18 protein-coding genes are annotated in these 20,820 nt (G+C 64.5%); 8 read left to right on the top strand and 10 right to left on the bottom strand.

Annotated elements, in window-relative coordinates; genetic code table 11:
• The first annotated feature begins 119 nt into the window (after positions 1–119).
• Positions 120–971, top strand: coding sequence for a CAP domain-containing protein (locus E8E68_RS18880; RefSeq protein WP_266030201.1), 852 nt, complete (start codon positions 120–122; stop codon positions 969–971).
• A 47-nt stretch (positions 972–1,018) separates the two neighbouring features.
• Here E8E68_RS18880 and E8E68_RS18875 read toward each other — a convergent pair whose 3' ends face one another.
• Positions 1,019–1,993, bottom strand: a complete 975-nt coding sequence (locus E8E68_RS18875) for a helix-turn-helix domain-containing protein (protein WP_110744113.1) — start codon at positions 1,991–1,993, stop codon at positions 1,019–1,021.
• Positions 1,994–2,095: 102 nt separating this feature from the next.
• On the opposite strand from E8E68_RS18875, the gene E8E68_RS18870 reads away from it, so the two are divergent.
• Complete coding sequence (locus E8E68_RS18870) at positions 2,096–2,707, top strand: LysE family transporter (RefSeq protein ID WP_280343703.1); 612 nt, start codon at positions 2,096–2,098, stop codon at positions 2,705–2,707.
• A 56-nt stretch (positions 2,708–2,763) separates the two neighbouring features.
• Here the strand turns inward: E8E68_RS18870 and E8E68_RS18865 are convergent, their stop codons facing one another.
• Together E8E68_RS18865 and E8E68_RS18860 are read right to left on the bottom strand one after the other, a co-directional pair.
• Positions 2,764–3,963 carry an MFS transporter gene (locus tag E8E68_RS18865; protein ID WP_280343701.1) on the bottom strand — a complete coding sequence of 400 codons (1,200 nt, stop codon included), beginning with the start codon at positions 3,961–3,963 and terminating at the stop codon, positions 2,764–2,766.
• Between the two features lie 114 nt (positions 3,964–4,077).
• Entirely contained in the window at positions 4,078–4,974 is an 897-nt protein-coding gene (locus tag E8E68_RS18860; RefSeq protein ID WP_266030198.1) for a LysR family transcriptional regulator, read from the bottom strand.
• A gap of 117 nt (positions 4,975–5,091) precedes the next feature.
• Here E8E68_RS18860 and E8E68_RS18855 point away from each other — a divergent pair, with 117 nt between their 5' ends.
• The 3 genes from E8E68_RS18855 (at position 5,092) to E8E68_RS18845 (ending at position 9,481) form a co-directional block, all read left to right on the top strand.
• Positions 5,092–5,442: a cupin gene (locus E8E68_RS18855; protein WP_280343698.1), complete on the top strand. Its 351-nt coding sequence runs from the start codon at positions 5,092–5,094 to the stop codon at positions 5,440–5,442.
• A gap of 243 nt (positions 5,443–5,685) precedes the next feature.
• A complete protein-coding gene (locus E8E68_RS18850; RefSeq protein WP_266030194.1) occupies positions 5,686–8,103 on the top strand; it encodes a glucose/quinate/shikimate family membrane-bound PQQ-dependent dehydrogenase in 2,418 nt (805 codons plus the stop codon).
• 109 nt (positions 8,104–8,212) lie between these two features.
• The gene (locus tag E8E68_RS18845) at positions 8,213–9,481 is read left to right on the top strand and encodes a carbohydrate porin (RefSeq protein ID WP_280343696.1); all 1,269 of its coding nucleotides are present in this window, start codon (positions 8,213–8,215) and stop codon (positions 9,479–9,481) included.
• A gap of 26 nt (positions 9,482–9,507) precedes the next feature.
• Here E8E68_RS18845 and argE read toward each other — a convergent pair whose 3' ends face one another.
• Both argE and E8E68_RS18835 read right to left on the bottom strand, forming a co-directional pair.
• Positions 9,508–10,668, bottom strand: a complete 1,161-nt coding sequence (gene argE / locus E8E68_RS18840; RefSeq protein WP_110744119.1) for an acetylornithine deacetylase — start codon at positions 10,666–10,668, stop codon at positions 9,508–9,510.
• Positions 10,661–11,338, bottom strand: a complete 678-nt coding sequence (locus E8E68_RS18835) for a DUF1028 domain-containing protein (RefSeq protein WP_280343690.1) — start codon at positions 11,336–11,338, stop codon at positions 10,661–10,663. Before E8E68_RS18835 ends, argE begins: the two co-directional genes overlap by 8 nt.
• A 340-nt stretch (positions 11,339–11,678) precedes the next feature.
• On the opposite strand from E8E68_RS18835, the gene E8E68_RS18830 reads away from it, so the two are divergent.
• Entirely contained in the window at positions 11,679–12,998 is a 1,320-nt protein-coding gene (locus tag E8E68_RS18830; RefSeq protein WP_280343687.1) for an NAD(P)/FAD-dependent oxidoreductase, read from the top strand.
• Positions 12,998–13,414, top strand: coding sequence for a RidA family protein (locus E8E68_RS18825; RefSeq protein ID WP_016713864.1), 417 nt, complete (start codon positions 12,998–13,000; stop codon positions 13,412–13,414). Before E8E68_RS18830 ends, E8E68_RS18825 begins: the two co-directional genes overlap by 1 nt.
• Here E8E68_RS18825 and E8E68_RS18820 read toward each other — a convergent pair.
• From E8E68_RS18820 to E8E68_RS18805, 4 genes are all read right to left on the bottom strand, one after another.
• Complete coding sequence (locus E8E68_RS18820) at positions 13,405–14,235, bottom strand: TIM barrel protein (RefSeq protein WP_266030189.1); 831 nt, start codon at positions 14,233–14,235, stop codon at positions 13,405–13,407. The two genes, E8E68_RS18825 and E8E68_RS18820, sit on opposite strands and share 10 nt — an antisense overlap.
• A complete protein-coding gene (locus E8E68_RS18815; RefSeq protein ID WP_280343680.1) occupies positions 14,232–14,972 on the bottom strand; it encodes an SDR family NAD(P)-dependent oxidoreductase in 741 nt (246 codons plus the stop codon). The genes E8E68_RS18820 and E8E68_RS18815 overlap by 4 nt, the downstream gene beginning before the upstream one ends.
• On the bottom strand, positions 14,969–16,318 hold the full coding sequence (locus tag E8E68_RS18810) for an MFS transporter (protein ID WP_280343677.1): 1,350 nt from the start codon (positions 16,316–16,318) through the stop codon (positions 14,969–14,971). Before E8E68_RS18810 ends, E8E68_RS18815 begins: the two co-directional genes overlap by 4 nt.
• A 91-nt stretch (positions 16,319–16,409) precedes the next feature.
• Complete coding sequence (locus E8E68_RS18805; RefSeq protein ID WP_266030186.1) at positions 16,410–17,237, bottom strand: amidohydrolase family protein; 828 nt, start codon at positions 17,235–17,237, stop codon at positions 16,410–16,412.
• Between the two features lie 147 nt (positions 17,238–17,384).
• Between E8E68_RS18805 and E8E68_RS18800 the strand changes: the two genes are divergently transcribed.
• Entirely contained in the window at positions 17,385–18,320 is a 936-nt protein-coding gene (locus E8E68_RS18800; RefSeq protein ID WP_266030184.1) for a LysR substrate-binding domain-containing protein, read from the top strand.
• A 39-nt stretch (positions 18,321–18,359) separates the two neighbouring features.
• Here the strand turns inward: E8E68_RS18800 and E8E68_RS18795 are convergent, their stop codons facing one another.
• Positions 18,360–20,765 (bottom strand): TonB-dependent receptor, encoded by a 2,406-nt coding sequence (locus tag E8E68_RS18795; RefSeq protein ID WP_280343673.1) that lies wholly within the window; start codon positions 20,763–20,765, stop codon positions 18,360–18,362.
• Positions 20,766–20,820: the final 55 nt, after the last annotated feature.

The raw sequence follows: 20,820 nt of genomic DNA, 5'->3' as shown, positions 1-20,820 counted from the left end.
TGCCGCCAGCAACGATTGCCGGCGTTTTCATTGCTTTGCACGAGCCCGGGCCAAAAGCCGCGGGCTTGTGTAGGATGAGCAGCGCATACCACGACGCTGCCAGTCATAGGGAGATCCACATGCGCGTCCTGTCATCCGTTGCCGCCTTGTCGCTGGGCCTGCTCGTTTCGAGCGGGGCACTGGCTGCCACCGGCGAAGAGGCGCAACTGATCGATTCGATCAATGTCTACCGCAGCCAGGCCCAGCCCTGCGGCGGCGAGGCATCGCTGGAACTGCCACCCCTCAACAGTGACACTCGCCTGGCACTGTCGCCAGAGGGTACCCGCGACCTGCAGCAGGCGATGACCCGCGCCGCCTACCCCATGGTCAACGTGCAGGCCATCAGCCTGTCAGGGCCGCGCGATGCGCGTGCGGCCATGCATGCCATCGAAGAAAGCTTTTGCCAGGTGGTACTTGACCCGCAGTTCGTCGATATCGGCGTCAGCCAGGAAGGCCGCGACTGGCGCATCGTGCTGGCCCGGCCACTGCTCAGCGGCCGCCTCGGCGACTGGCAGGCCGAAGGGCAAAAGCTGCTGCAGGAAATCAACGCTGCGCGCCAAGTACCGCGCCAGTGTGGCGGCCAGCCCTTCGCCGCTGCCCCGGCATTGAGCTGGAGCACGGTTCTGGCCGGGGTCGCCGCCAACCATACGCGGGCCATGGCCAACCAGAACTTCTTCGACCACATCGACAAGGATGGCCGCACCCCCGGTGACCGGGCAGAACTGGCCGGCTACCTGTACCAGCAGATCGGTGAGAACATCGCCGCCGGGCGTGATACTGCGCGCAAGGTGGTCGATGGCTGGCTAGACAGCCCAGGGCACTGTGCCACGCTGATGAACCCGGACTTCCGCGAGCTGGGAGCCGCCTATGCGGTAGACCCGAAGAGCGATGCCGGCATCTATTGGACAGGGTTGTTCGGCACGCCGCAGTAAGCCTGCCAGAGGGCGATCGATGCGGGTGTGAGGAATGGCGCAGCGCTTCAGACCGCTTGCCTGCCCTCACGCAGCCCCAAGGCGGTGCAGCCGAACCGCCGACGTATGCACTTGCCCAAATGGCTGGCATCCCCCAACCCCACTTCATCCGCAATCTGCGCCAGGCTGTGGCTGGAGTTGAGCAAGCGCCAGCGCGCCTGTTGCAGGCGTATTTCCAGCCACCAGGCCTTGGCGCTGACGCCGTGGCTGGCCTGAAACTGCCGGTCTAGCTGGCGCCGGCTGATGCCCAGCTCTGCGGCCAGTTGCTCCACGGCCAGCGGCGAACCCAGGTGATGACGCATCAGCGCCTGCGCCCGCTGCACCTGGCGCCCCTGCCCGGCATCCAGGTCCAGCGAGCGCAAGGCATGACGGCTGTCACGGGTTTCGTCCACCAGCATGTCGGCCAGCCCCTTGAGCGCGCGCGTTCGCCCACAAGCCCCTGACAGCAGCGCGACAGCGAGGTCGATGGCAGCAGTGCCGCCGGCACAGGTTATGCGATTACCGTCGATGCAGTACAACTGCTCACGCAGTACCTGCAAGTGCGGGAATGCAGCGCGAAACTCGGCTTCGTGGCGCCAATGCACCACCACCTTACGCCCCCGCATCAGGCCGCAGGCGGCCAGCAGGAAGGCGCCGTTATCAACCCCCACCAGCTTGACGCCGGCCTTGCCGGCCTGCCTGAGCAATGCCTGGTAGCGGGGGGCCAGTGCGGCCGTGGCCATGGCATTGCGCCCGCCAAATACTACCAGGTAGTCGAAACTGCCCAGGTCGAGCTGGCCGGCAACGGCCTCGACCTGCACTACCGCGCCGCTGCTCGATGTCACCGGGTCAAGGCTGAGCCCTGCCACCGTCCAGCTGCAGTAGCGTTGCTGGCTGTAGTCTTCGTCGTCGGCGCTGAAGCGCAATTTGTCGAGAAAGGCGCCAAATGGCAGCAGGGCAAAATCCGGTAACGGCACGATCAGCAAGCGGATGTCGGGTTGCACGGTTAACGTCCAGGAACGACCATTGAATGTCCAGATCATACTCTTGCAGGTAAAGGGGTGCGCCATAGACTGACGCCCTCCCTGTCTTCAGGTATTTCCGGCATGGCCCTCGACACTTGGCTCATCTACTTGCTGGCCAGCATTGGCCTGTCGCTGACCCCTGGCCCGAACAGCTTGCTGGCGCTGACCCACGGTGCCCTGTACGGCGCGCGGCGGACATTGTTCACCATCGTTGGCGGGGTGTTCGGCTTCAGTGCCTTGATTGCCCTGGCAATGTTCGGTCTCAGCGCATTGCTGCAGACCTCGGCCTCTGTGCTGGGTGTGCTGAAGTGGGTCGGGGGTGCTTACCTGGTCTGGTTGGGCGTTCAGCTGTGGCGCAGCCCAGCCCTGCACCTGGAGCTGACCGGCCGCAGCGCACAACTGGGTAACGCGGGGTTGTTTCGCCAAGGCCTGCTGTCGGCCATGGCCAACCCCAAAGTGCTGCTGTTCTATGGCGCTTTCCTGCCACAATTCATCGACCCGCAGCGCGGGCTGGTGGTGCAGTTCGTGGTAATGGCGGCGACCTTTGCCAGCATCGAGTTTCTGGTGGAATACCTGCTGGCGCGCCTGGCGTTTCGCATTCGGCCCTGGCTGGCCAAAGGGGGCAAGGGCTTCAACCGTTGTTGCGGCAGTTTGTTTGCGTTGATTGGCGTGGCATTGCCGCTAAGCCGATAGCCTCCGCAACAGGCTGCACCGCCCTTCTTGCCACGGCTGCCGTGCTGGCCTAGCGGTCACCCCTGACGTGCCTTGAGCAGAAACACCAGCAACGCCAGGCCCGGCAGCGCGGCCCCCACCAGTGCCACCCCCGTCCAGCCAAACTGGCTGAACAGCGCGCTGGCCACTGCAGAGCCCAAGGCCCCGCCCAGGAAGATGCTGGTCATGTAGACCGCATTCAGCCGACCACGGCTGGCCGGGTCCAGCGCGTACACTTCACGCTGGCCGATGACCATGTTCATCTGCACCGCAAAGTCCAGCAGCACACCGGTCAGGCCCAGGCCAATCACGCTGTAACCCGGAACCGCCAGCCCCAGCAACAAGGCCACCGGCGCCAGCAGCAGCGCCAGCAGCGAACCGGCGCGGGCATGTCCGGCATCGGCCAGGCGACCGGCCATCGGCGCGGCAACCGCACCCACCGCACCGACCAGGGCGAACACGGCGATCTGGCTCTGCGACAGGCCATGCGCACCCGCCAGGGCCATCGGCACCGCCGTCCAGTACAGGCTGAACGCAGCGAACATCAATGCCTGGTACAGCGAACGCTGGCGCAGCAGTGGATAACGGCGCAGCAAGGTCAGCAGCGACAGCATCAGCCCGGCATAACTGGCCTTGTGCTCAGGGCGCCGCTGCGGCAGGGTCAGCGCCAGCAACAGGATGATCGCCAGCATGACTGCAGCGGCGCCAATGAATACCGCGCGCCAGCCAAAGTGGTCGGCAACCAGGCTCGACAATGGCCGCGCCAGCAGGATACCCAGCAGCAGGCCACCCATGATGTTGCCGACCACCCGCCCCCGCTGCTGCTCCGGCGCCAGGTGCGCGGCCAGCGGGATCAGCATCTGTACCGCCACCGAACTGAAGCCGATCAGCAATGCATAGGCCAGGAATAATCGGCCCTGGCCGCTACTGCTGGTGCCCGCCAGCAGCAGGCTGATGCAGGCCAGCACCGCGGTAGCCACCATCAGGCGGCGGTTTTCCAGCAGGTCGGCCAGCGGCACAAGCAGCAGCAGGCCCAGGGCGTAACCCAACTGGGTGAGGGAAACGATCAGGCTGGCATGTTCGGTGGACAGCCCGAGGTCCGGGGCGATCAGGCCGACGATGGGCTGGGCATAGTAGATATTGGCGACGATTGCGCCGCAGCAGAACGTCAGCAGCACGATTAGCGCCCGGCTCAGGCCGGCGGCGGCCGGTTGCGCTGCGGCAAGTGAAGGGTTCATGGGTGGTTCCTCGACAAGCAGTGGAATATGTCGGCCACCTTACCCTTGCGCCATGGCGCCCGGAATCCAGGCCCGGCGCAATGCGCCTTTGCGTACTGCGCAACGCCGCACGCCCTAGTTCAGCAATTTTGCGCAAAACTCGATAAAGGCATTCACTCGCCGCGAGCCACGGTGGTTGGGCAGGTAAAGAGCACTGATACTGTCGCTGGCCGTGCCAGGGCTGGCTTGCCAATCGGTGAACACCCGCTGCAGGCGCCCGGCCTGCACATCATCACGCACCAGCCAGTCAGCCAGCAGCGCGATGCCGCTGCCCGCCAGCGCCGTTTCGCGCAACATGTCGGCATTGGCACTGCGCAACGGCCCGCTTACGTCCAGCTCCAGGCTGTCCTGGCCGCGCGCCAGGCGCCAAGGTCGCGCTTTCTGCCCATAGCGAAAGCGCAGGCAGGCATGGTCGAGCAACTGGCTAGGGTGTTGCAGCGGCTCGCGCCCGGCCAGGTAAGCCGGGCTGGCCACCAGCCAGCGCTGGAAGCGACCCAGCTGGCGGCATACCAGTTCGTCATCGGGCGCGGGGTCACCCAGGCGTATTGACAGGTCATAGCGCCCGTCGAGCAGGTCATCCAGGCGGTCGCTGAGGTCGATATCCAGTTCCAGGCCCGGGTAGCGTGCCAAAAACGGCCCCAGGTGCGGGGCAATGACCCGCCGGCCAAACTCCACCGGCAGGCACAGGCGCAAGACACCGACAGGCTCTTCGCCGCGATCGGCGACGCTGGCATCGGCCTCGTCCAGCGCCTCGAAGATACCCCGTGCACGTTCGTAGTAACGGGCACCGGCCTCGGTCAGGCTGACCTGACGCGTCGAGCGGTTGAGCAAGGTAGCGCCCAACGCCGCTTCCAGGGCATCGACCAGGCGCGTCACCGACGATGTCGCCAGCCCCAGCCGGCGTGCGGCAGCAGAAAAGCCTTGGGCATCGACGGTGGCCACGAACATCTTCATCGCCATGAGTTTGTCCATGTGCTGGCCGCCTTCCAAAACTCGGAAAGTTCTTACAAATCGCTGGGTAGGTCAAGCAGCGCGGAGCACGGCAATTGCGTCCATAGTGGACTTCTCTCCATCCAAACGAGGCATGCCATGACACCGACCAACCTGCTGACGCCACTGCCACCTTGCGACCCTTCCCGTGCCGAGCAGGTCGACGAACTGCTCAACCGCCCGGGTGTGCGCGTGGAGCGTATCGTCTCCAGCGGCCAGGCCAGCCCGCCTGGCTTCTGGTACGACCAGGCCGAAGGTGAATGGATCGTGCTGGTCAGCGGCGCGGCCGGCTTGCGGTTCGAGCACGAGACCCACACCCGCCTGCTGGCCCCGGGCGATTGCCTGGATATCCCGCCCCACTGCCGCCACCGGGTCGAATGGACCGCACCCGGCACGTCCACCGTCTGGCTGGCGGTGTTCTACAGCAGCGCGCCCCCTTGGCCAGTTTGAGATGGCTGCTGCCACGGCGGGAGGAGGATGCAGCACGCCGTACCCGACCAAAGTATGAATCGCATTGCATTGCATATATGAACACCTCGTTTAATGCATTTTTCGCCGCCTGATCTAGACTTTTCACCACAAACCAGCAAGTTCAGCCCTGCGACAATCAGCCTCACAAAATTATGTACCAACTTGTTAATTAGCAAGCTAAGGGCTTAAACTGCGCGCATTCCACCTGCTGAGATCCCTGGCATGAACGAAACTCCGCGCGCCTCTGGCGCCACAAACATCATCCTGATCGGCCTGGGCGTAATCATCGCCCTGCTCGGTCTCCTCCTGGCTGCGGGTGGCGTCAAGCTCGCTGGCCTGGGTGGCTCCTGGTACTTCCTGATCGGCGGCCTGGCCATGGCCATCGCCGGTGTGCTCATTGCTCGCCGCAAGAAGGCAGGCGCCTGGCTGTACGCCCTGTTCCTGGTGGGCACTGCCATCTGGGCGCTGATCGACGCCGGCCTGGTGTTCTGGCCACTGTTCTCGCGCCTGTTCATGTTCGGCGCGATCGGCATGGTGGTGGCATTGGTCTACCCGCTGCTGGCGCGCGCCAATGGCGCGAGCGCTGGCCGTGGTGCCTACGGCATCGCCGCAGTCATGGCAGTGGTGCTGGTGATCGCCGCAGGCAACATGTTCGTTGCCCACCCAAGCGTCGCCCCTAACGGCAAAGGCCCGGGCATGACCCCGGTCGAAGCCGGCAAGGAACAGAAGGACTGGGCCCACTACGGCAACACCGAGGGGGGCAGCCGCTTTGCCGCGCTGGACCAGATCAACCGTGACAACGTCAACAAGCTGAAAGTGGCCTGGACCTACCACACCGGCGACGTGGCGGTCAGCGACGGCAACGGTGCCGAAGACCAGCTGACCCCGCTGCAGATTGGCAACAAGGTGTTCATCTGCACCCCGCACAACAACCTGATCGCCCTCGATGCCGACACCGGCAAAGAGCTTTGGAAGAACGCGATCAACGCTCAGTCCAAGGTCTGGCAGCGCTGCCGTGGCATGGCGTACTTCGACGCCACCGCCGCCATCGCCCAACCAACCCAGCCGAACAGCTCGCCGGTCACCGGCGGTACCGTACCGGCTGGCGCCAACTGCCAGCGTCGCCTGCTGACCAACACCATCGATGGCCGCCTGATTGCCGTCGACGCCGACACCGGCGAGTTCTGCCAGGGCTTCGGCAACAACGGCCAGGTCAACCTGATGGCCGGCCTGGGTAACGTGCCAGACTCCTACTACCAGCTGTCTTCGGCACCGCTGATGGCCGGCACCACCGTGGTGGTTGGCGGCCGTGTTGCCGACAACGTCCAGACCGATATGCCAGGCGGCGTGATCCGCGGCTTTGACGTGATCACCGGTGAGATGCGCTGGGCTTTCGACCCGGGCAACCCGGAAGACCGCCAGGCTCCGCAGGGCGACAAGACCTACGTGCGCAGCACCCCGAACAGCTGGGCACCGATGTCCTACGACCCGGCGATGAACACCGTGTTCCTGCCGATGGGCTCGTCGTCCACCGACATCTACGGTGTTGAACGCAGCAAGCTGGACCACACCTACGGCGCTTCGGTGCTGGCCCTGGATGCCGCCACCGGCAACCAGAAGTGGGTGTTCCAGACGGTGCACAACGACCTGTGGGACTTCGACCTGCCGATGCAGCCGAGCCTGATCGACTTCACCAAGGACGACGGCCAGTCGGTACCTGCGGTGGTGATCGGCACCAAGGCCGGGCAGATCTACGTGCTCGACCGTGCCACCGGCAAGCCGCTGACCCAGGTCGACGAAGTACCGGTCAAGCCAAGCAACATCCCGAACGAGCCGTACTCGCCAACCCAGCCGAAGTCGGTGGGCATGCCACAGATCGGCGCGCAAACCCTGACCGAATCGGACATGTGGGGCGCTACCCCGTATGACCAGCTGCTGTGCCGTATCGATTTCAAGAAGATGCGTTACGACGGCCTGTACACCGCGCCAGGCACCGACCTGTCGCTGAGCTTCCCGGGTTCGCTGGGTGGCATGAACTGGGGCAGCCTCTCCACCGACCCGGTGCATGGCTTCATCTTCGTCAACGACATGCGCCTGGGCCTGTGGATCCAGATGATCCCGTCGCAGAACAAAGGTGGCGCGGCTTCCGGTGGCGAAGCACTGAACACCGGCATGGGCGCAGTGCCGCTCAAAGGCACCCCGTATGCGGTGAACAAGAACCGCTTCCTGTCGGTTGCCGGTATTCCATGCCAAGCGCCACCGTTCGGCACCCTGACCGCTATCGACATGAAAACCCGTCAGGTTGCCTGGCAGGTCCCGGTGGGCACCGTTGAAGACACCGGTCCGCTCGGTATCCGCATGCACCTGCCGATCAAGATCGGCCTGCCAACGCTGGGCGGCACCCTGTCCACCCAGGGCGGCCTGGTGTTCATCGCCGGTACCCAGGACTTCTACCTGCGTGCCTACGACAGCAGCAACGGTAACGAAATCTGGAAGGCTCGCCTGCCAGTCGGCAGCCAGGGCGGCCCGATGACCTACGTCTCGCCGAAGACCGGCAAGCAGTACGTGGTGATCACTGCTGGCGGTGCACGCCAGTCGACTGACCGCGGCGACTACGTGATTTCTTACGCCTTGCCGTAAGACCGCGTCGCCCCCTTCGCGGGTGAGCCCGCTCCCACAAGGCCAACGCTGGCCATGCGGGAGCGGGCTCATCCGTGAAGTGTCCTGAATAACAACCCGAGACACAGCAATGCCATCCGCACTCCGCATCACCCCTACCCTGCTGCTGGCCCTGGCCAGCACCACTGCCCTTGCCAACGACGACCTGCTGACCCGCAGCACCCTGACCGGTGACTGGGGTGGCCTGCGCCACCAGCTGGAAGAAGACGGTGTGAAGATCACCGGCGACTACAGCGGTGAAACCGCCTACAACGCCCACGGCGGCCTGCACCGCTCGGCGCGCTACTCGCAGAACGTCAAGCTTGGCGTGCAGTTCGACCTGTCGAAACTGTACGGCCTGGACAACGGCGGCAAGGTCCAGCTGACCATCAACGACCGCCGCGGCAACAGCGCCTCGGAAGACCTGGTCGGCAACCGCCTGCCAATCCAGGAAAACTACGGTGGCCTGTACACCCGCCTGACCGAGCTGAGCTACGAGCGCACCCTGTTCACCCCCGCGCTCAACGTCAAGCTGGGCTACATGGCCATGGGCAACGACCTCGGCGGCCTGGACAGCGGCATCCTGTGCAACTTCATGAACGCCGGTTTCTGCGGCCACCCGCTGAACATGTCCGGTGGCAGCGGCTGGACCAACTACCCCAATGCCCACCTCGGCGTGCGGGTGAAGTACGACCTGTCGCCAGCCTGGCAGCTGCGCGTGGCGGCGTTCAACGTCGACCCCGAGAGCAACGGCAACTCCAGCCGCGCCTGGCACCTGGGGCCCAAGCACACCACCGGCACCGTTGTACCCGTGGAACTGGTTTACAAGCTGCAAGGTGAGCTGCCGGGCGAGTACAAGCTGGGCTACTACTACGACAGCTCAGACGTGAAACGCATCGGCAGCGACGACGAAGTGTCTGGCCGCGGTGGCCACTACCTGCTGGTCGACCAGGCGGTGTGGAACGATCAGGCCTCGCCTGGCCGCAGCCTGCACGCGTTCGGCCAGTACTCGGCTTCCAGCAAGGCCGCCTCGCCGTTCACCAAGTGGTATGGCGCCGGCGTGGTGTTGTACAAGCCATTCGAAGGCCGCCCGAAAGATACCGTGGCACTGGGTTACGGCCGCGCGGTGCCCAACCCGCGTAGCCGCGATGTGCTGGAAGATGCCGCGTTCGATGCAGGCCAGCAGTTCCCGGATATCGACAGTGCCGAGCAGTTGATCGAGCTGAGCTACGGCTACCAGGCCACGCCATGGCTGAACCTGCGCCCGGATGTGCAATACATCATCGAGCCGGGGGCGTTCTCCGGTAAGGATATCGACAACGCGCTGGTGGTAGGCCTGCAGGTCAAGGCTACCTTCTGAATCGCCAGGGCCGCGCTGCGGCCCATTCACCCCTGCCTGAGGTAATCCGCCAGCCGCAGCAGCATGGCATCACAGCCCTGCAACTGCTCGACGCTGACAAACTCATCCGGCTTGTGCCCCTGGTCCATGCTCCCAGGCCCGCAGACCACGGTCGGAATGCCCGCCTGGTCGAACAAACCACCTTCGGTACCAAACGCTACGGTGCCGAATTCATCCGAACCACTGAGCAACGCTATCCAGCGCGCGGCCTCGCTGTCTTCCGGCGTGGCCAGCCCCGGGTAGGCACTGAGCGGTTCAAGGCGGATGTCGCTGTCGGCGTGAACCTGTCGCATACGCGGCAGCAACTCGGCCTCGGCGTATGTCTGCAACTGGTCGGCCACCGCCTGCGCCTCGAACCCCGGCAAAGCGCGGACTTCGAAATCGAACGAGCACTCGGCCGGCACGATGTTCAGTGCCCTGCCCCCTTTGATTACTCCAGTCTGTACCGTGGAGAAGGGTGGGTCGAAACGCGTGTCGTGATGCGCCGGCAAGGCCAGCGCATCGCCAATATCGCCCAGCTTGCCGATCAGCCTGGCCGCATACTCGATGGCGTTCACCCCGTATGGCGCATACGCAGAGTGGCAAGCCGCGCCCTGCACCTGGCAGCGCATGGCAAGCTTGCCCTTGTGCCCCAGCACCGGCTTGAGCTCGGTGGGTTCGCCAATCAGGCACAGGCGCGGCTTGTGCGGGCGCTGCTCCAGCGCTGCGAGCATGGAGCGTACGCCCAGGCAGCCCACCTCTTCGTCATAGGAAAACGCCAGGTGCACCGGCATGCGCAACGGCTGGGCAAGAAACGCGGGCACAGCGGCAAGTACCGAGGCAATGAAGCCTTTCATGTCGGCTGTGCCACGGCCATACAAACGGCCATCGCGCTCGCTGAGGGCGAACGGCTCCACGGTCCAGGCCTGGCCGTCCACCGGTACCACATCGGTATGCCCGGACAGTACAACGCCGCCAACATCTTTTGGCCCAATGGTAGCGAACAGGTTGGCCTTGGTGCCTTCCGGGTTGTGGAACAGCTCGCACACCACGCCCTGCTCTGCCAGGTAGTCACGGATGAAACCGATCAGCGCCAGGTTGGAGTCGCGGCTGACCGTGGCAAAGCCGATCAGCCGGGCCAGCAGCGCGCGGCTGGGGAACTCACTCATCGCCCGGCACCCCGTAGCTTGGTGCGGCGGTCGGGTTGAGCGCGCGGGTGACATAATCCTGCATCTGTGGGCGATAGGCTTGCCACAGGCCATCGAGCACCCCGATCGGGTCGCTATCGGCCCAGTCGACGCGCAGGTCCACCAGCGGCCAGGTCAACTCACCGGCGATTTTCAACGCAGCCGAGTGCACCGGCCCCGCCTCACCGCCAGCAGCCATCGCTGCGTGCATGGCAGCCAGAAGGCGGTCGGCCAGGTGCCCGCCGGCCTGCTCGAAGGCCTGCACCATCGCTTCGATCACCTGGGTCGAGGACAGCAGGTTGCCCGCCGCCGCGCATTGCTCGCCGGCCACGGCATTGTGCGTACCCAGCGCCTCGCGCCCCGTGAACAAGGCTACCTGGCCATGACTGTCGATCACCGTCACCTGGCGAAATTCGCTCCAGCCATTGGCGCTCAGCACGCGGTCCAGCGCTGCTGCGGGCGGTAACTGAGCCTGCTCCATGGCGTCGAGAATCTGCGGGCCCAGCGCCGGCAGGGTGATGTTCTGAGTAGAGACTGCGCCTACGCCTGCACGCACCCACGGGCAACGGGCCCCCACGGCGATACTCGACGAGCTGATGGCGATACCGACCTGGCCGGTTTCCTGGCAACGACCGATGATGGAGAACGTCATGTCTTGGTTCCTGTTGTGCTGTGCGATACAGGGCATTCTGGGCGCAACGTTCTTCACCACGAAACCAACATTTTCCTAGGGGTTAGGCAGGAAAAAGCTAGGTTCTGCCAGCGTTCGAGCGCCGCCCGAGGGGTGTTCGAACCCTGCGCCATTTCAAAAACCACGACGTGCACTGGGTCGCCCTCACCGCAAGCCACAAAATCCAAGGCCTTCGCCGTTTTATCGGCAAGCAGCAGCTAAATACTATTTTCGCCATTTCCACAGCATCCCTAGTCTGGCCCCAGGCAACGGCGGTCCTCCAAACCGACCTGACAAAAACCGCCTGAACAAGGGCTCGGACATGACACTGAACAATCTCGAAATCGATACCCTCGTGGTCGGCGCCGGCCAGGCCGGCGTGGCCATGAGCGAACACCTGAGCAAACTTGGCGTGCCGCACCTGGTGCTGGAGCGCAACCGCATCGCCGAAGCATGGCGCACCGGCCGCTGGGACTCGCTGGTGGCCAACGGCCCGGTATGGCACGACCGCTTCCCGGGGCTGGAATTCAACCTCGACGCCGACGCCTTCGCCGGCAAGGACCAGGTGGCCGACTACTTCGAACAGTACGTACGCAAGTACAACCTGCCGGTTCGCACCGGTATCGAAGTGAAGAAAGTGCTGCGCAACAGCGACCGCCCCGGCTTCACCATTGAAACCAATGAAGGCGTGATCCGCGCCAACCGCGTGGTCGCCGCAACCGGCCCGTTCCAGAAACCGGTCATCCCGGCCATTGCGCCAAAAGACCCCAACCTGCACCAGATCCACTCCGCTGCCTACTTCAACCCCGAGCAACTGCCTGAAGGCGCTGTGCTGGTGGTGGGGGCCGGCTCTTCCGGTGTGCAGATCGCCGAGGAGCTGATGCGTGCAGGCCGCCAGGTGTACCTGTCGGTCGGCGCCCACGATCGCCCGCCCCGCGCCTACCGCAATCGTGACTTCTGCTGGTGGCTGGGCGTGCTGGGTGAGTGGGACGCGGAAATCGCCAAGCCCGGCCGCGAGCACGTGACCATCGCCGTGAGTGGCGCGCGTGGCGGCCACACCGTGGACTTCCGTGCCCTCGCCCACCAGGGCATGACCCTTGTCGGCCTGACCCAGTCGTTCGAAAACGGCGTGGCGCGCTTCCAGGACAACCTGGTCGACAACATCAACCGTGGCGACGAGAACTACCTGGCCCTATTGGATGCCGCCGATGCCTACATCGAGCGCAACGGCCTGGACCTGCCGGAAGAGCCCGAAGCGCGCCAGCGCCTGGCCGACCCAGCGTGCATGGTCAACCCGTTGCAGCAACTGGACCTCGCCAAGGCCGGTGTCAGCAGCATCATCTGGGCCACCGGCTACGGCGTGGATTTCAGCTGGCTGCAGGTCGATACCTTCGATGCCAACGGCAAGCCCCAGCACCAGCGCGGCGTGGCCCGCGAGCCGGGTGTTTACTTCCTCGGCCTGCCATGGCTGTCACGCCGTGGCTCGTCATTCATCTGGGGCGTGTGGCACGACGCCAAGCACGTCGCTGGCCATATCGCCACGCAGCGTACCTACACCGCCTACCGCGACCGCGATCAGCGCGCAGCGGATGAGCAACAACCCGCCAAGTTCAGCAACGTCAGCACCCTCGGAGCCCACTGATGCCTACCCATACTCGCATCCGCATGTTCAACACCAAGGAAACCTACCCCAACCAGACCCTGGACAACGACCTTTGCCAGGCGGTGCGTGCCGGTAACACCATCTATGTGCGTGGCCAGGTCGGTACCGACTTCGAAGGCAAGCTGGTGGGCCTGGGTGACCCGCGGGCGCAGACCGAACAGGCGATGAAGAACGTCAAGCAACTGCTTGAGGAAGCCGGCTCGGACCTGTCGCACATCGTCAAGACCACCACCTACATCACCGACCCGCGCTTCCGCGAGCCGGTGTACAAGGAAGTCGGCAAATGGCTCAAAGGGGTATTCCCGATTTCCACCGGGCTGGTGGTGGCGGGCCTGGCCCAAGCCGAGTGGCTGATGGAGATCGATGTGATCGCCGTGGTACCCGATCAGGCTTGACCGGCAGCCGGCGTGGCGGGTGGCGACGGCCGCCCGTCACGCAACCACGCCTGGGTTACCTGCCCCGCCGCTTGCAGGCGCTGTTCAGCGTGCACGCCGGCACCAGGCACTTCCACGCTGATACACAGGTCCTCAGGCAAGGCCGCGAGCAACTGCGCCAGCGGCAGTTGCCCTTGCCCCGGCAGCAGGCGCCCCTCACGGGCTTCCGGAATGATCAGGCTGTCGGCAGGTGCCTGCAAAGGCGCATCGCACAACTGCACCGCTTGCAGCAAACGCGGGTCTACTGCCGCGATATCCGCCACCTGGCCACCAGAACGGAACAGGTGCAAGGCATCCACCAGCACGCCAGCGTTGCCCTGCGCCGCCCCTGCAACCACCGCGCAAGCCTGGTGCAGGTTTGCCACCGGGCGCCAGCGCATGAATTCCAGGTCCACGCGCAAACCGTGGCCTCGCGCCATTTCACACAACGCGGCAAAGTTGCCGGTCAGCCGCGCAAAGTCGTCATCGTCCCCGGATACCGTCAGGCTGTGCGCGCCAAGTTCGGCGCCTGCTGCCAACAGCGCCTCGTAGTCGGCGACCTGTGTCTGTGCCGTCAACGAAACGAACTCGATGTCGGCAACACGCACACCTTCACCCGCCAGTACCGCGCGCAGTTCACGCATCACCGGGCTACCGGCTGCCACCGGGTAGGCCAAGGCCCCCGGCAGCACCGGGTGCAGGCGCAGGCCGACCGCGCTGAAGCCGGCACGCCGCGCCTCACGCACCAGCCTGGCCGGCGCCAGCTGCAACGCCGTCAGGTGTGCGACACCCAGCCCTCTCAATAGGTCGCCCTCCCGCCACTGAGGTCGAACACGAAGCCGGTGGTAAAGCTGCATTCCGGGCCGGCAATCCAGCTGACCATGTTGGCGATCTCCTCGGCCTTGAGAAAGCGCCCCATGGGGATCTTGGCCTTGCTCGCAGCGATGTGTTCTGCGGTCATCTCGGCCATCAGCGGCGTCTCGACCATGGCCGGTGCCACGCAGTTGAGCAGCACCCCGTCCTGTGCCAGCTCCTTGGCCGCCGCCTTGGTGAAGGCGATGACCCCGGCCTTGGCGGCGGAGTATGCCGAGATGTACTGCACGCCATCCTTGCCGGCCATGGAGGCGATGTTGACGATGCGCCCGTAGCGGTTCTGGCGCATGTGCGGGATGGCGGTACGGCAGCAATAGAACACACCGTTCAGGTCGATGGCGATGACCTTGTCCCACGCTTCTGGCGGGTATTCCCACGAGGCTACCACTGGGCCGTTGATGCCGGCGTTGTTGATCAGGACATGCACCTGGCCAAGGCGCGCCAGCGTCTCGGCGAAAGCCGCCTCTACCGAGGCCAGCGAGGCAACATCCACCGCTTGGCGCAACACCGGCTCGAAGCCGTTTTCGGCGTGGCTCCAGCCATCGACGGCGAGGTCCCAGATCACCACCTGGGCGCCGGCAGCATGCAGGCGCTGGGCGATTGCCAGGCCGATGCCGCGCATGCCACCGGTCACGATTGCGGTCTGGCCTTGCAGGTACTGGCTCATTGTCTTGCTCCATTTTCAGCAGAAGGAATATCCGGCAAGCGACGCAGGTCGCTGACCATGAACAGGTAGCACAGCGCCCCGAGCACGGTGATCGACGCCACGAACGCCAGGGCCCAGACGAACGAGCCGGTCAGCGAAACGATGATGCCGATGGTCAATGGCGTGACGATGCCGGCCGCGTTGGCGAACAGGTTGAACAGGCCGCCGCTGAGGCCCAGCAGGCCTTTGGGAGCGATGTCGGAAACGATCATCCAGGCCAGCGCCGACATGCCTTGGGCGAAGTAGGCAACGCACAGGATGGCGATCACCAAGGCATCGGACTCGACATAGTTGGCCAGCACGATCACCGAAGCGGTCAGCAACCCGGCGATCACGGGCAGCTTGCGCGCCACGTTCAGCGAGTAGCCCCGGCGCAGCAGGGCATCGGAAAGCCAGCCGCCGACCAGCGTGCCCAGCGAAGCGGCAATGAACGGTAGCACCGCCACCCAGCCGACCTTGAGCCAAGGCATGTGCCGCTCGGTCACCAGGTAGGTGGGGAACCACGTGAGGAAGAACACGTTGGTCGAGTTACAGGCGAACTGGCCAAGGCAAATGCCGAGCATGTTGCGGTGTTTGAGCAGCGCCGGTATCTGCGACCAGCTGAACGACGTGGCTTTCTGCCCGCCATCGACGACCCCGCCGCCCGCGGCGATGAAGTCCAGCTCAGCCTGGTTGGCCGTGGTCGACTGGTACGGCTCGTGGTATTTGCGCCACCACACCAGGCCATAGAGGATGCCCAGCAGGCCCACGGCCATTAGCAAAAAGCGCCAGCCATAAGTGTGCAGCACCCAGAACAGAAGCGGCGTCAGGAACGCCAGGCCGGTGTATTCAGCGAAGGTGTAGATGCCGGTTGCCCTGGCGCGCTCGCTCTGCGGGAACCAGGTGGCCACCACCCGGCTGTTGGTGGGAAAGCACGGGGCTTCGGTCGCGCCCACCAGAAAGCGCATGCCCAGCAGGGACAAAAAGCCCTGTGCCAGCCCCTGCAGGCCGGTGAACAGCGACCACAGGGTCAGTGCCAGCCAGTAGGTCAGCTTGGTACCCAGCCGGTCGATGAGGATGCCACCCGGGATCTGCGCGGCGGCGTAGGTCCACGAAAAGGCGGAAAAGATCACCCCCATCATCGCTGCGTTCAGGCCAAGGTCGGCACTGATGCTGGGTGCGGCAATGCCCATCACGCTGCGGTCGAGGTAGTTGATCATGGTGCCGCCGGAAATCAGCGCCAGGATCATGAAACGGGTGCGTGTGCGCTGCTGGGCGCGCGCCGGCGTGTCGAACACCCCGAGGCTGGCGTTCTGTTCAGTGTTCATGACGAATGCTCTCTTGTTATTGGAATGGCAAAATCGCGCGCTTGCAAGCGTGGGGTCCGTGGGGCTGCCATTGGCTGACAGACATCAGTCTTCAGCCGAACCCGAACAACCGACAGGGGGTATCCCACATCACCGCGCGGCGCTGGCGGGCATCGGGCATCAGGTGTTCGGCAAGCTTCAGCAACGGGCCGTAGTCCACCCGCGAGCGCTGGCGAATGAAGGGCCAGTCCGAGCCCCACACGCAGGCCTCGGCGCCAAACGCTTCGAGCAGGGCCTGCACATAGGCGCGGCTCTCTTCCAGCAAGGCATCGGCCGCAGCGAACTTCTGCATGCCCGACAGCTTCACGCACGCGCGGCCACTGTCGGCCAGCCGCAACAACGCTTGAAAACCGGCTTGCTGCACCCCGGCCGCTACCTCGGGGCGGCCGCAGTGGTCGATCAGCAGAGGTGCCTTGGCGTTTTGCAGCAAGCCATGCAGGGCCAGCAGCTGGTCTTCGCACACTTGTACCTGGGCGAACATGCCAAGCTCGGCCAACTTGCCGAACAACGGGTCAACGCCCTGCAGGCTGGAGACGCCGTACAGCGCAGGGTTGAAGGCGATGCCGACCACGCCTTGCGCCTGCAATGCCGCCAGCGCGTCGAGGGTGATATCCGCCTCGACCACCGCCACGCCCTTGAACCGCCCCTGGCCGGTGGCCAGGGCGTGCAACAGGCAGCGGTTGTCGGTGTGGTAGCCACTGTTGGGGCCCACGAGCAAGGCGTGCTGCACCCCGTAGGCGTCCATCACCCGGGTGAACTGCGCCTGGGTGGCGACTTCCTGGCCGGAGGGTGCATAGGGCGCGTCTGGGTGGTAAGGGAAACGCTCAGGGTCAAACAGATGGTTATGGCAATCGATCTTCGCTTCATCAAAGATGTTCACGCAGCACTCCCTTCAAGCGCCACTGCGCTTGCTTGCAGATCTTGTTATTGTGCGCCGCAAGGGCGATCAGGACGGGTTCACGATACTGTGTGGCGGGGTTTGGCGCTCATACCCAGATGGCGAAAACCATAACCAAAGGTAATACACATGCTGCTTGGCAACGAAGGCGCAGATACCAGCCCTATGGTGTTCAAACTGCGGCACATGGAGGTGTTCCGGGCGGTGATGCTGACCGGCTCGATCAGCGCTGCGGCCAAGTTGCTCTACGTGTCGCAACCCGCGGTAAGCAAGCTTATCCAGTACATCGAAGGGCGCCTGACCTACCCGTTGTTCGAGCGGATCAACAACCGCCTGGTGCCCACGGCCGAGGCGCAGGTGCTGTTCCGCGAAGTGGAGCGGGTGTACCAGGCAGCGCTGGAGGTCAACGAGTGCGCCCTTGCCCTGGGCGCTGGCGGCCAGCGCAAACTGCGTATCTCGTGCAGTGCATCGTTGTCGACGGTGGTAATTCCTATCGCCCTGGCCCAGCTCAAGCGTGAATCACCGTCGCTCAACATCGAATGGCAGACCTCGCTGATGGGCGAAATGCCCAACCAGATCCTGTCGAAGAAGGTCGACTTGTCGATTGCCGCCCTGCCGGTGGTACACGACCACCTGCATTCACAGGCGTTCATGCGCGGGCGGATGGTGGTGGTGATGCCACCCGACCACCCGCTGGCCGGGCAGCCCGCGCTGACCCTGCAGCAGCTGGAAGGCCATGCCCTGCTGCTGTTCCGGCCCGACATGCCGTTTGGCAAACTGCTGGCCGGGCATATCGAGCGGCGCGGTTTGCAACTGAAATCGCTGTTGTCGTTTACCAACGCCAACGAGGCTGTAGCGCTGGTCAGGCAAGGCATGGGCATCAGCGTGATCGACGAGTTCGTGGCACAGGACAGCGGGCTGGCGGTGGTGCCACTGGCCGATGAGATTCACTTTGATATCAGCTTCGTCCACTCGCGCTTCGAGCCCCCGTCGCATGCAGCGCTGCATTTGATGAGGGTGCTGCAGGGGCAGGCGCAGAAGCTGGGGCGGGCCATCTCAGATTGAGGTCATTAGGGGGCCGCACAACGGCCCCGGGCGTTTGAGCTAGAAGCCGACTGTCGCCGACAGCAGATAGGTGCGCGGCGTGGACAAGGTCAACCCCGGCTCGCTGTCATCCGATGCCCCCGCCGAGCTCCAGTAGCGGTCATCCAGCACGTTCTCGACACTGGCGCGCAAGGTCACCTCGGTTGCATCCACCTTGAACGCATAACGCGCGCCCACGTCATAGCGTTCCCAGCCATCGATCTGCTTGCTGTTGTTCTGGTCCAGGTACTGCGAGCTGGAATGAATGCCGCGCGCCGTCAGGGTCAGGCCGTTCACCCCGGGCACGTCCCACTCGGCACCGAGGTTGACGTTGTACTCAGGCGTGGCCGGCGCGCGGTTGCCATCGTAGGCCCCGCCGACGGTGTCGGTCAGTTCGCTGTCGATGTACATCACCCCACCCAGTACTCGCACGCCCTGCACGGGCTCACCGAACACACTCAGCTCGATGCCACGGTTGTCACGCTTGCCATTGGCGCCGAACACCCGCGTGGTGGGGTTGGTCTCGTAGGCCGGCTGGCGAATGCGGAAGGCACTGGCAGTGAATGCCAGCCGGCCAAAGTCGTACTTGGCCCCTACTTCGACCTGCCGACTGATGAACGGCGGGAAGATCTGGTCTTCGTTGATCGAGGTCGACGGGGCGATCTTGCCTTGGCTCAGGCCTTCCATGTAGTTGGCGTACACCGACAGCTGGTCGGTGACCTTGAGCAGCACACCGCCCGAGGGCGACACCTTTTCTTCGTCGTAGGCCGTGGCCCCCTTGATCCCGTCACTCCAGTCATCCACCTGTACCCGCTGCCAGCGCGCGCCCAGGGTCAGCAGCAAACGGTCGTCGAAAAAGCCCAGCGTGTCGGCCAGGGCTACACCCGAGAAACGGTTTTCCGTGTACACCTCGGGGTCGATGCGGGTGGGCGTGCCCGGCGTCGGTGTGGCGACCGGGTTGTACAGGTTGCTGGGCGCCGAGGCATAGCGCGCGCCGCCATTGGTGAAGTCCATGTAGAAGTAGCTGGCAGCCAGGTTCAGTTCGTGGCTGACCGGCCCGGTATGGAACCAGTTGCGCAGGCCGGCCATGGCGGTGCGTACCGACTCGTCCCGCGTGAAGTCGCGTGGCTGCACGGTGAAGTCGCCAGCATCATTGGTGATCGACACGTTGTGGCGCAGGAAGTCATGGTTGCTCTTGCGCGCGCCGACCGCGCCATAGGCCAGCAACGACTCGCTGATGTCGTACTCGGCATGCAGCGCGCCAAAGGTGTCGTTGGTGCGTGCCTTGCTCCAGGCCTGGGCATAGTTCCGGCGTACCTCGCTGGCATCCGGTACCCGGGCATTGGCGCCGACCAGCACGCGCTCCTGCGGCGCATCGGTATTGCGCTCGGTGTGCCCCAGGTCTGCCGACAGGCGCAGGCGCTCGCCGCGAAAATCCAGGCCCAGCACGGCCATTTCACGCTCGACGCTTTGATGATCCCATTCGGTATCACCTGACTGCTTCACGCCGTTGAAGCGCACGCCGAACTGGTCGCCCTCGCCAAAGCGGCGCCCGATATCCACGGCGCCGCCGGCCTGGCTGCCGGAGGCATAACTGCCGGTGAACTCGGTAAGCGGCGTGTCGCCTGCGCGCTTGGGCTGCACATTGATGCCACCGCCCACGCTGCCACGCGGCGAAATACCGTTGATCAACTGGCTGGGGCCTTTGATGATGTCGACCCGATCGGCCATTTCCATGTCGATGGAATAGGTCGGCAAGATGCCGTACAGGCCGTTGTAGGCCACATCGCTGTTGAACAGGCTGAAGCCGCGGATGGTGAATTGCTCGAAACGCCCGCCGGCCGGGTTGGTGGCGCGTACCGACGGGTCACTGGCAATCAGCTCGCCCAAGGTGCGCGCCTGCTGATTCTTTACCAGCTCGCTGGTATAGCTGGTGATGCTGAATGGCGTTTCCATGAAGTCACGAGAGCCGAGCAGACCTTGCGCCCCTTGGCGCGCGACCTGCCCGCCCGCATAAGGTTGCGCCTCGCCGCCAGTCGCCAGGCCGCCAACAATGCTGGTCGGAGCGATTTCCAGCGCCTCGCCCGCCTGGGGCGCAGGCACCAATGTGAAGGCGCGCTCACTCACCGGCAGCAACTGCAGGCCGCTGCCGCGCAGCAGTTGGGCGAAGCCTTCGTCGATACTGTAGTTGCCAGACAGGCCGTTGCTTTGCCGGCCTTGCACCAGTGCCGGGTCCAGTGAAAGGCTCACGCCCGCCTGATCGGCGAAGTGGGTCAGTACGGCCCCAAGGCTGGCTGGCGCTACCTGATAGGTGCGGCGGACGGGTTCATCGGCCCAGGCCGGTGAACACATCAACAGGCTCATGGCGAACAACGGATGCGCGGCACGCGCCAGTGGGCGCAGGCGGCAAGACTTTACTGCAGGCATTGAACAAGGCTCCCCTTTATTTTCTCCTACCGGTAATGACCGGCGAGTGAAAAAA

Source organism: Pseudomonas sp. BN607 (assembly GCF_029871175.1).
Taxonomy (GTDB): domain Bacteria; phylum Pseudomonadota; class Gammaproteobacteria; order Pseudomonadales; family Pseudomonadaceae; genus Aquipseudomonas.
Note: the sequence above shows the minus strand (reverse complement) of the source record. Positions and strands in the feature narration are given on the sequence as shown.

Bases quoted from the DNA above. Each gene is read 5' to 3' on its own strand.
- argE (WP_110744119.1), bottom strand. From the start codon at position 10,668: ATGAGTGAGTTCCCCAGCCGCGCGCTGCTGGCCCGGCTGATCGGCTTT.
- E8E68_RS18870 (WP_280343703.1), top strand. From the start codon at position 2,096: ATGGCCCTCGACACTTGGCTCATCTACTTGCTGGCCAGCATTGGCCTG.
- E8E68_RS18880 (WP_266030201.1), top strand. From the start codon at position 120: ATGCGCGTCCTGTCATCCGTTGCCGCCTTGTCGCTGGGCCTGCTCGTT.
- E8E68_RS18810 (WP_280343677.1), bottom strand. From the start codon at position 16,318: ATGAACACTGAACAGAACGCCAGCCTCGGGGTGTTCGACACGCCGGCG.
- E8E68_RS18850 (WP_266030194.1), top strand. From the start codon at position 5,686: ATGAACGAAACTCCGCGCGCCTCTGGCGCCACAAACATCATCCTGATC.
- E8E68_RS18800 (WP_266030184.1), top strand. From the start codon at position 17,385: ATGCTGCTTGGCAACGAAGGCGCAGATACCAGCCCTATGGTGTTCAAA.
- E8E68_RS18865 (WP_280343701.1), bottom strand. From the start codon at position 3,963: ATGAACCCTTCACTTGCCGCAGCGCAACCGGCCGCCGCCGGCCTGAGC.
- E8E68_RS18845 (WP_280343696.1), top strand. From the start codon at position 8,213: ATGCCATCCGCACTCCGCATCACCCCTACCCTGCTGCTGGCCCTGGCC.
- E8E68_RS18815 (WP_280343680.1), bottom strand. From the start codon at position 14,972: ATGAGCCAGTACCTGCAAGGCCAGACCGCAATCGTGACCGGTGGCATG.
- E8E68_RS18825 (WP_016713864.1), top strand. From the start codon at position 12,998: ATGCCTACCCATACTCGCATCCGCATGTTCAACACCAAGGAAACCTAC.
- E8E68_RS18835 (WP_280343690.1), bottom strand. From the start codon at position 11,338: ATGACGTTCTCCATCATCGGTCGTTGCCAGGAAACCGGCCAGGTCGGT.
- E8E68_RS18795 (WP_280343673.1), bottom strand. From the start codon at position 20,765: ATGCCTGCAGTAAAGTCTTGCCGCCTGCGCCCACTGGCGCGTGCCGCG.
- E8E68_RS18860 (WP_266030198.1), bottom strand. From the start codon at position 4,974: ATGGACAAACTCATGGCGATGAAGATGTTCGTGGCCACCGTCGATGCC.
- E8E68_RS18830 (WP_280343687.1), top strand. From the start codon at position 11,679: ATGACACTGAACAATCTCGAAATCGATACCCTCGTGGTCGGCGCCGGC.
- E8E68_RS18855 (WP_280343698.1), top strand. From the start codon at position 5,092: ATGACACCGACCAACCTGCTGACGCCACTGCCACCTTGCGACCCTTCC.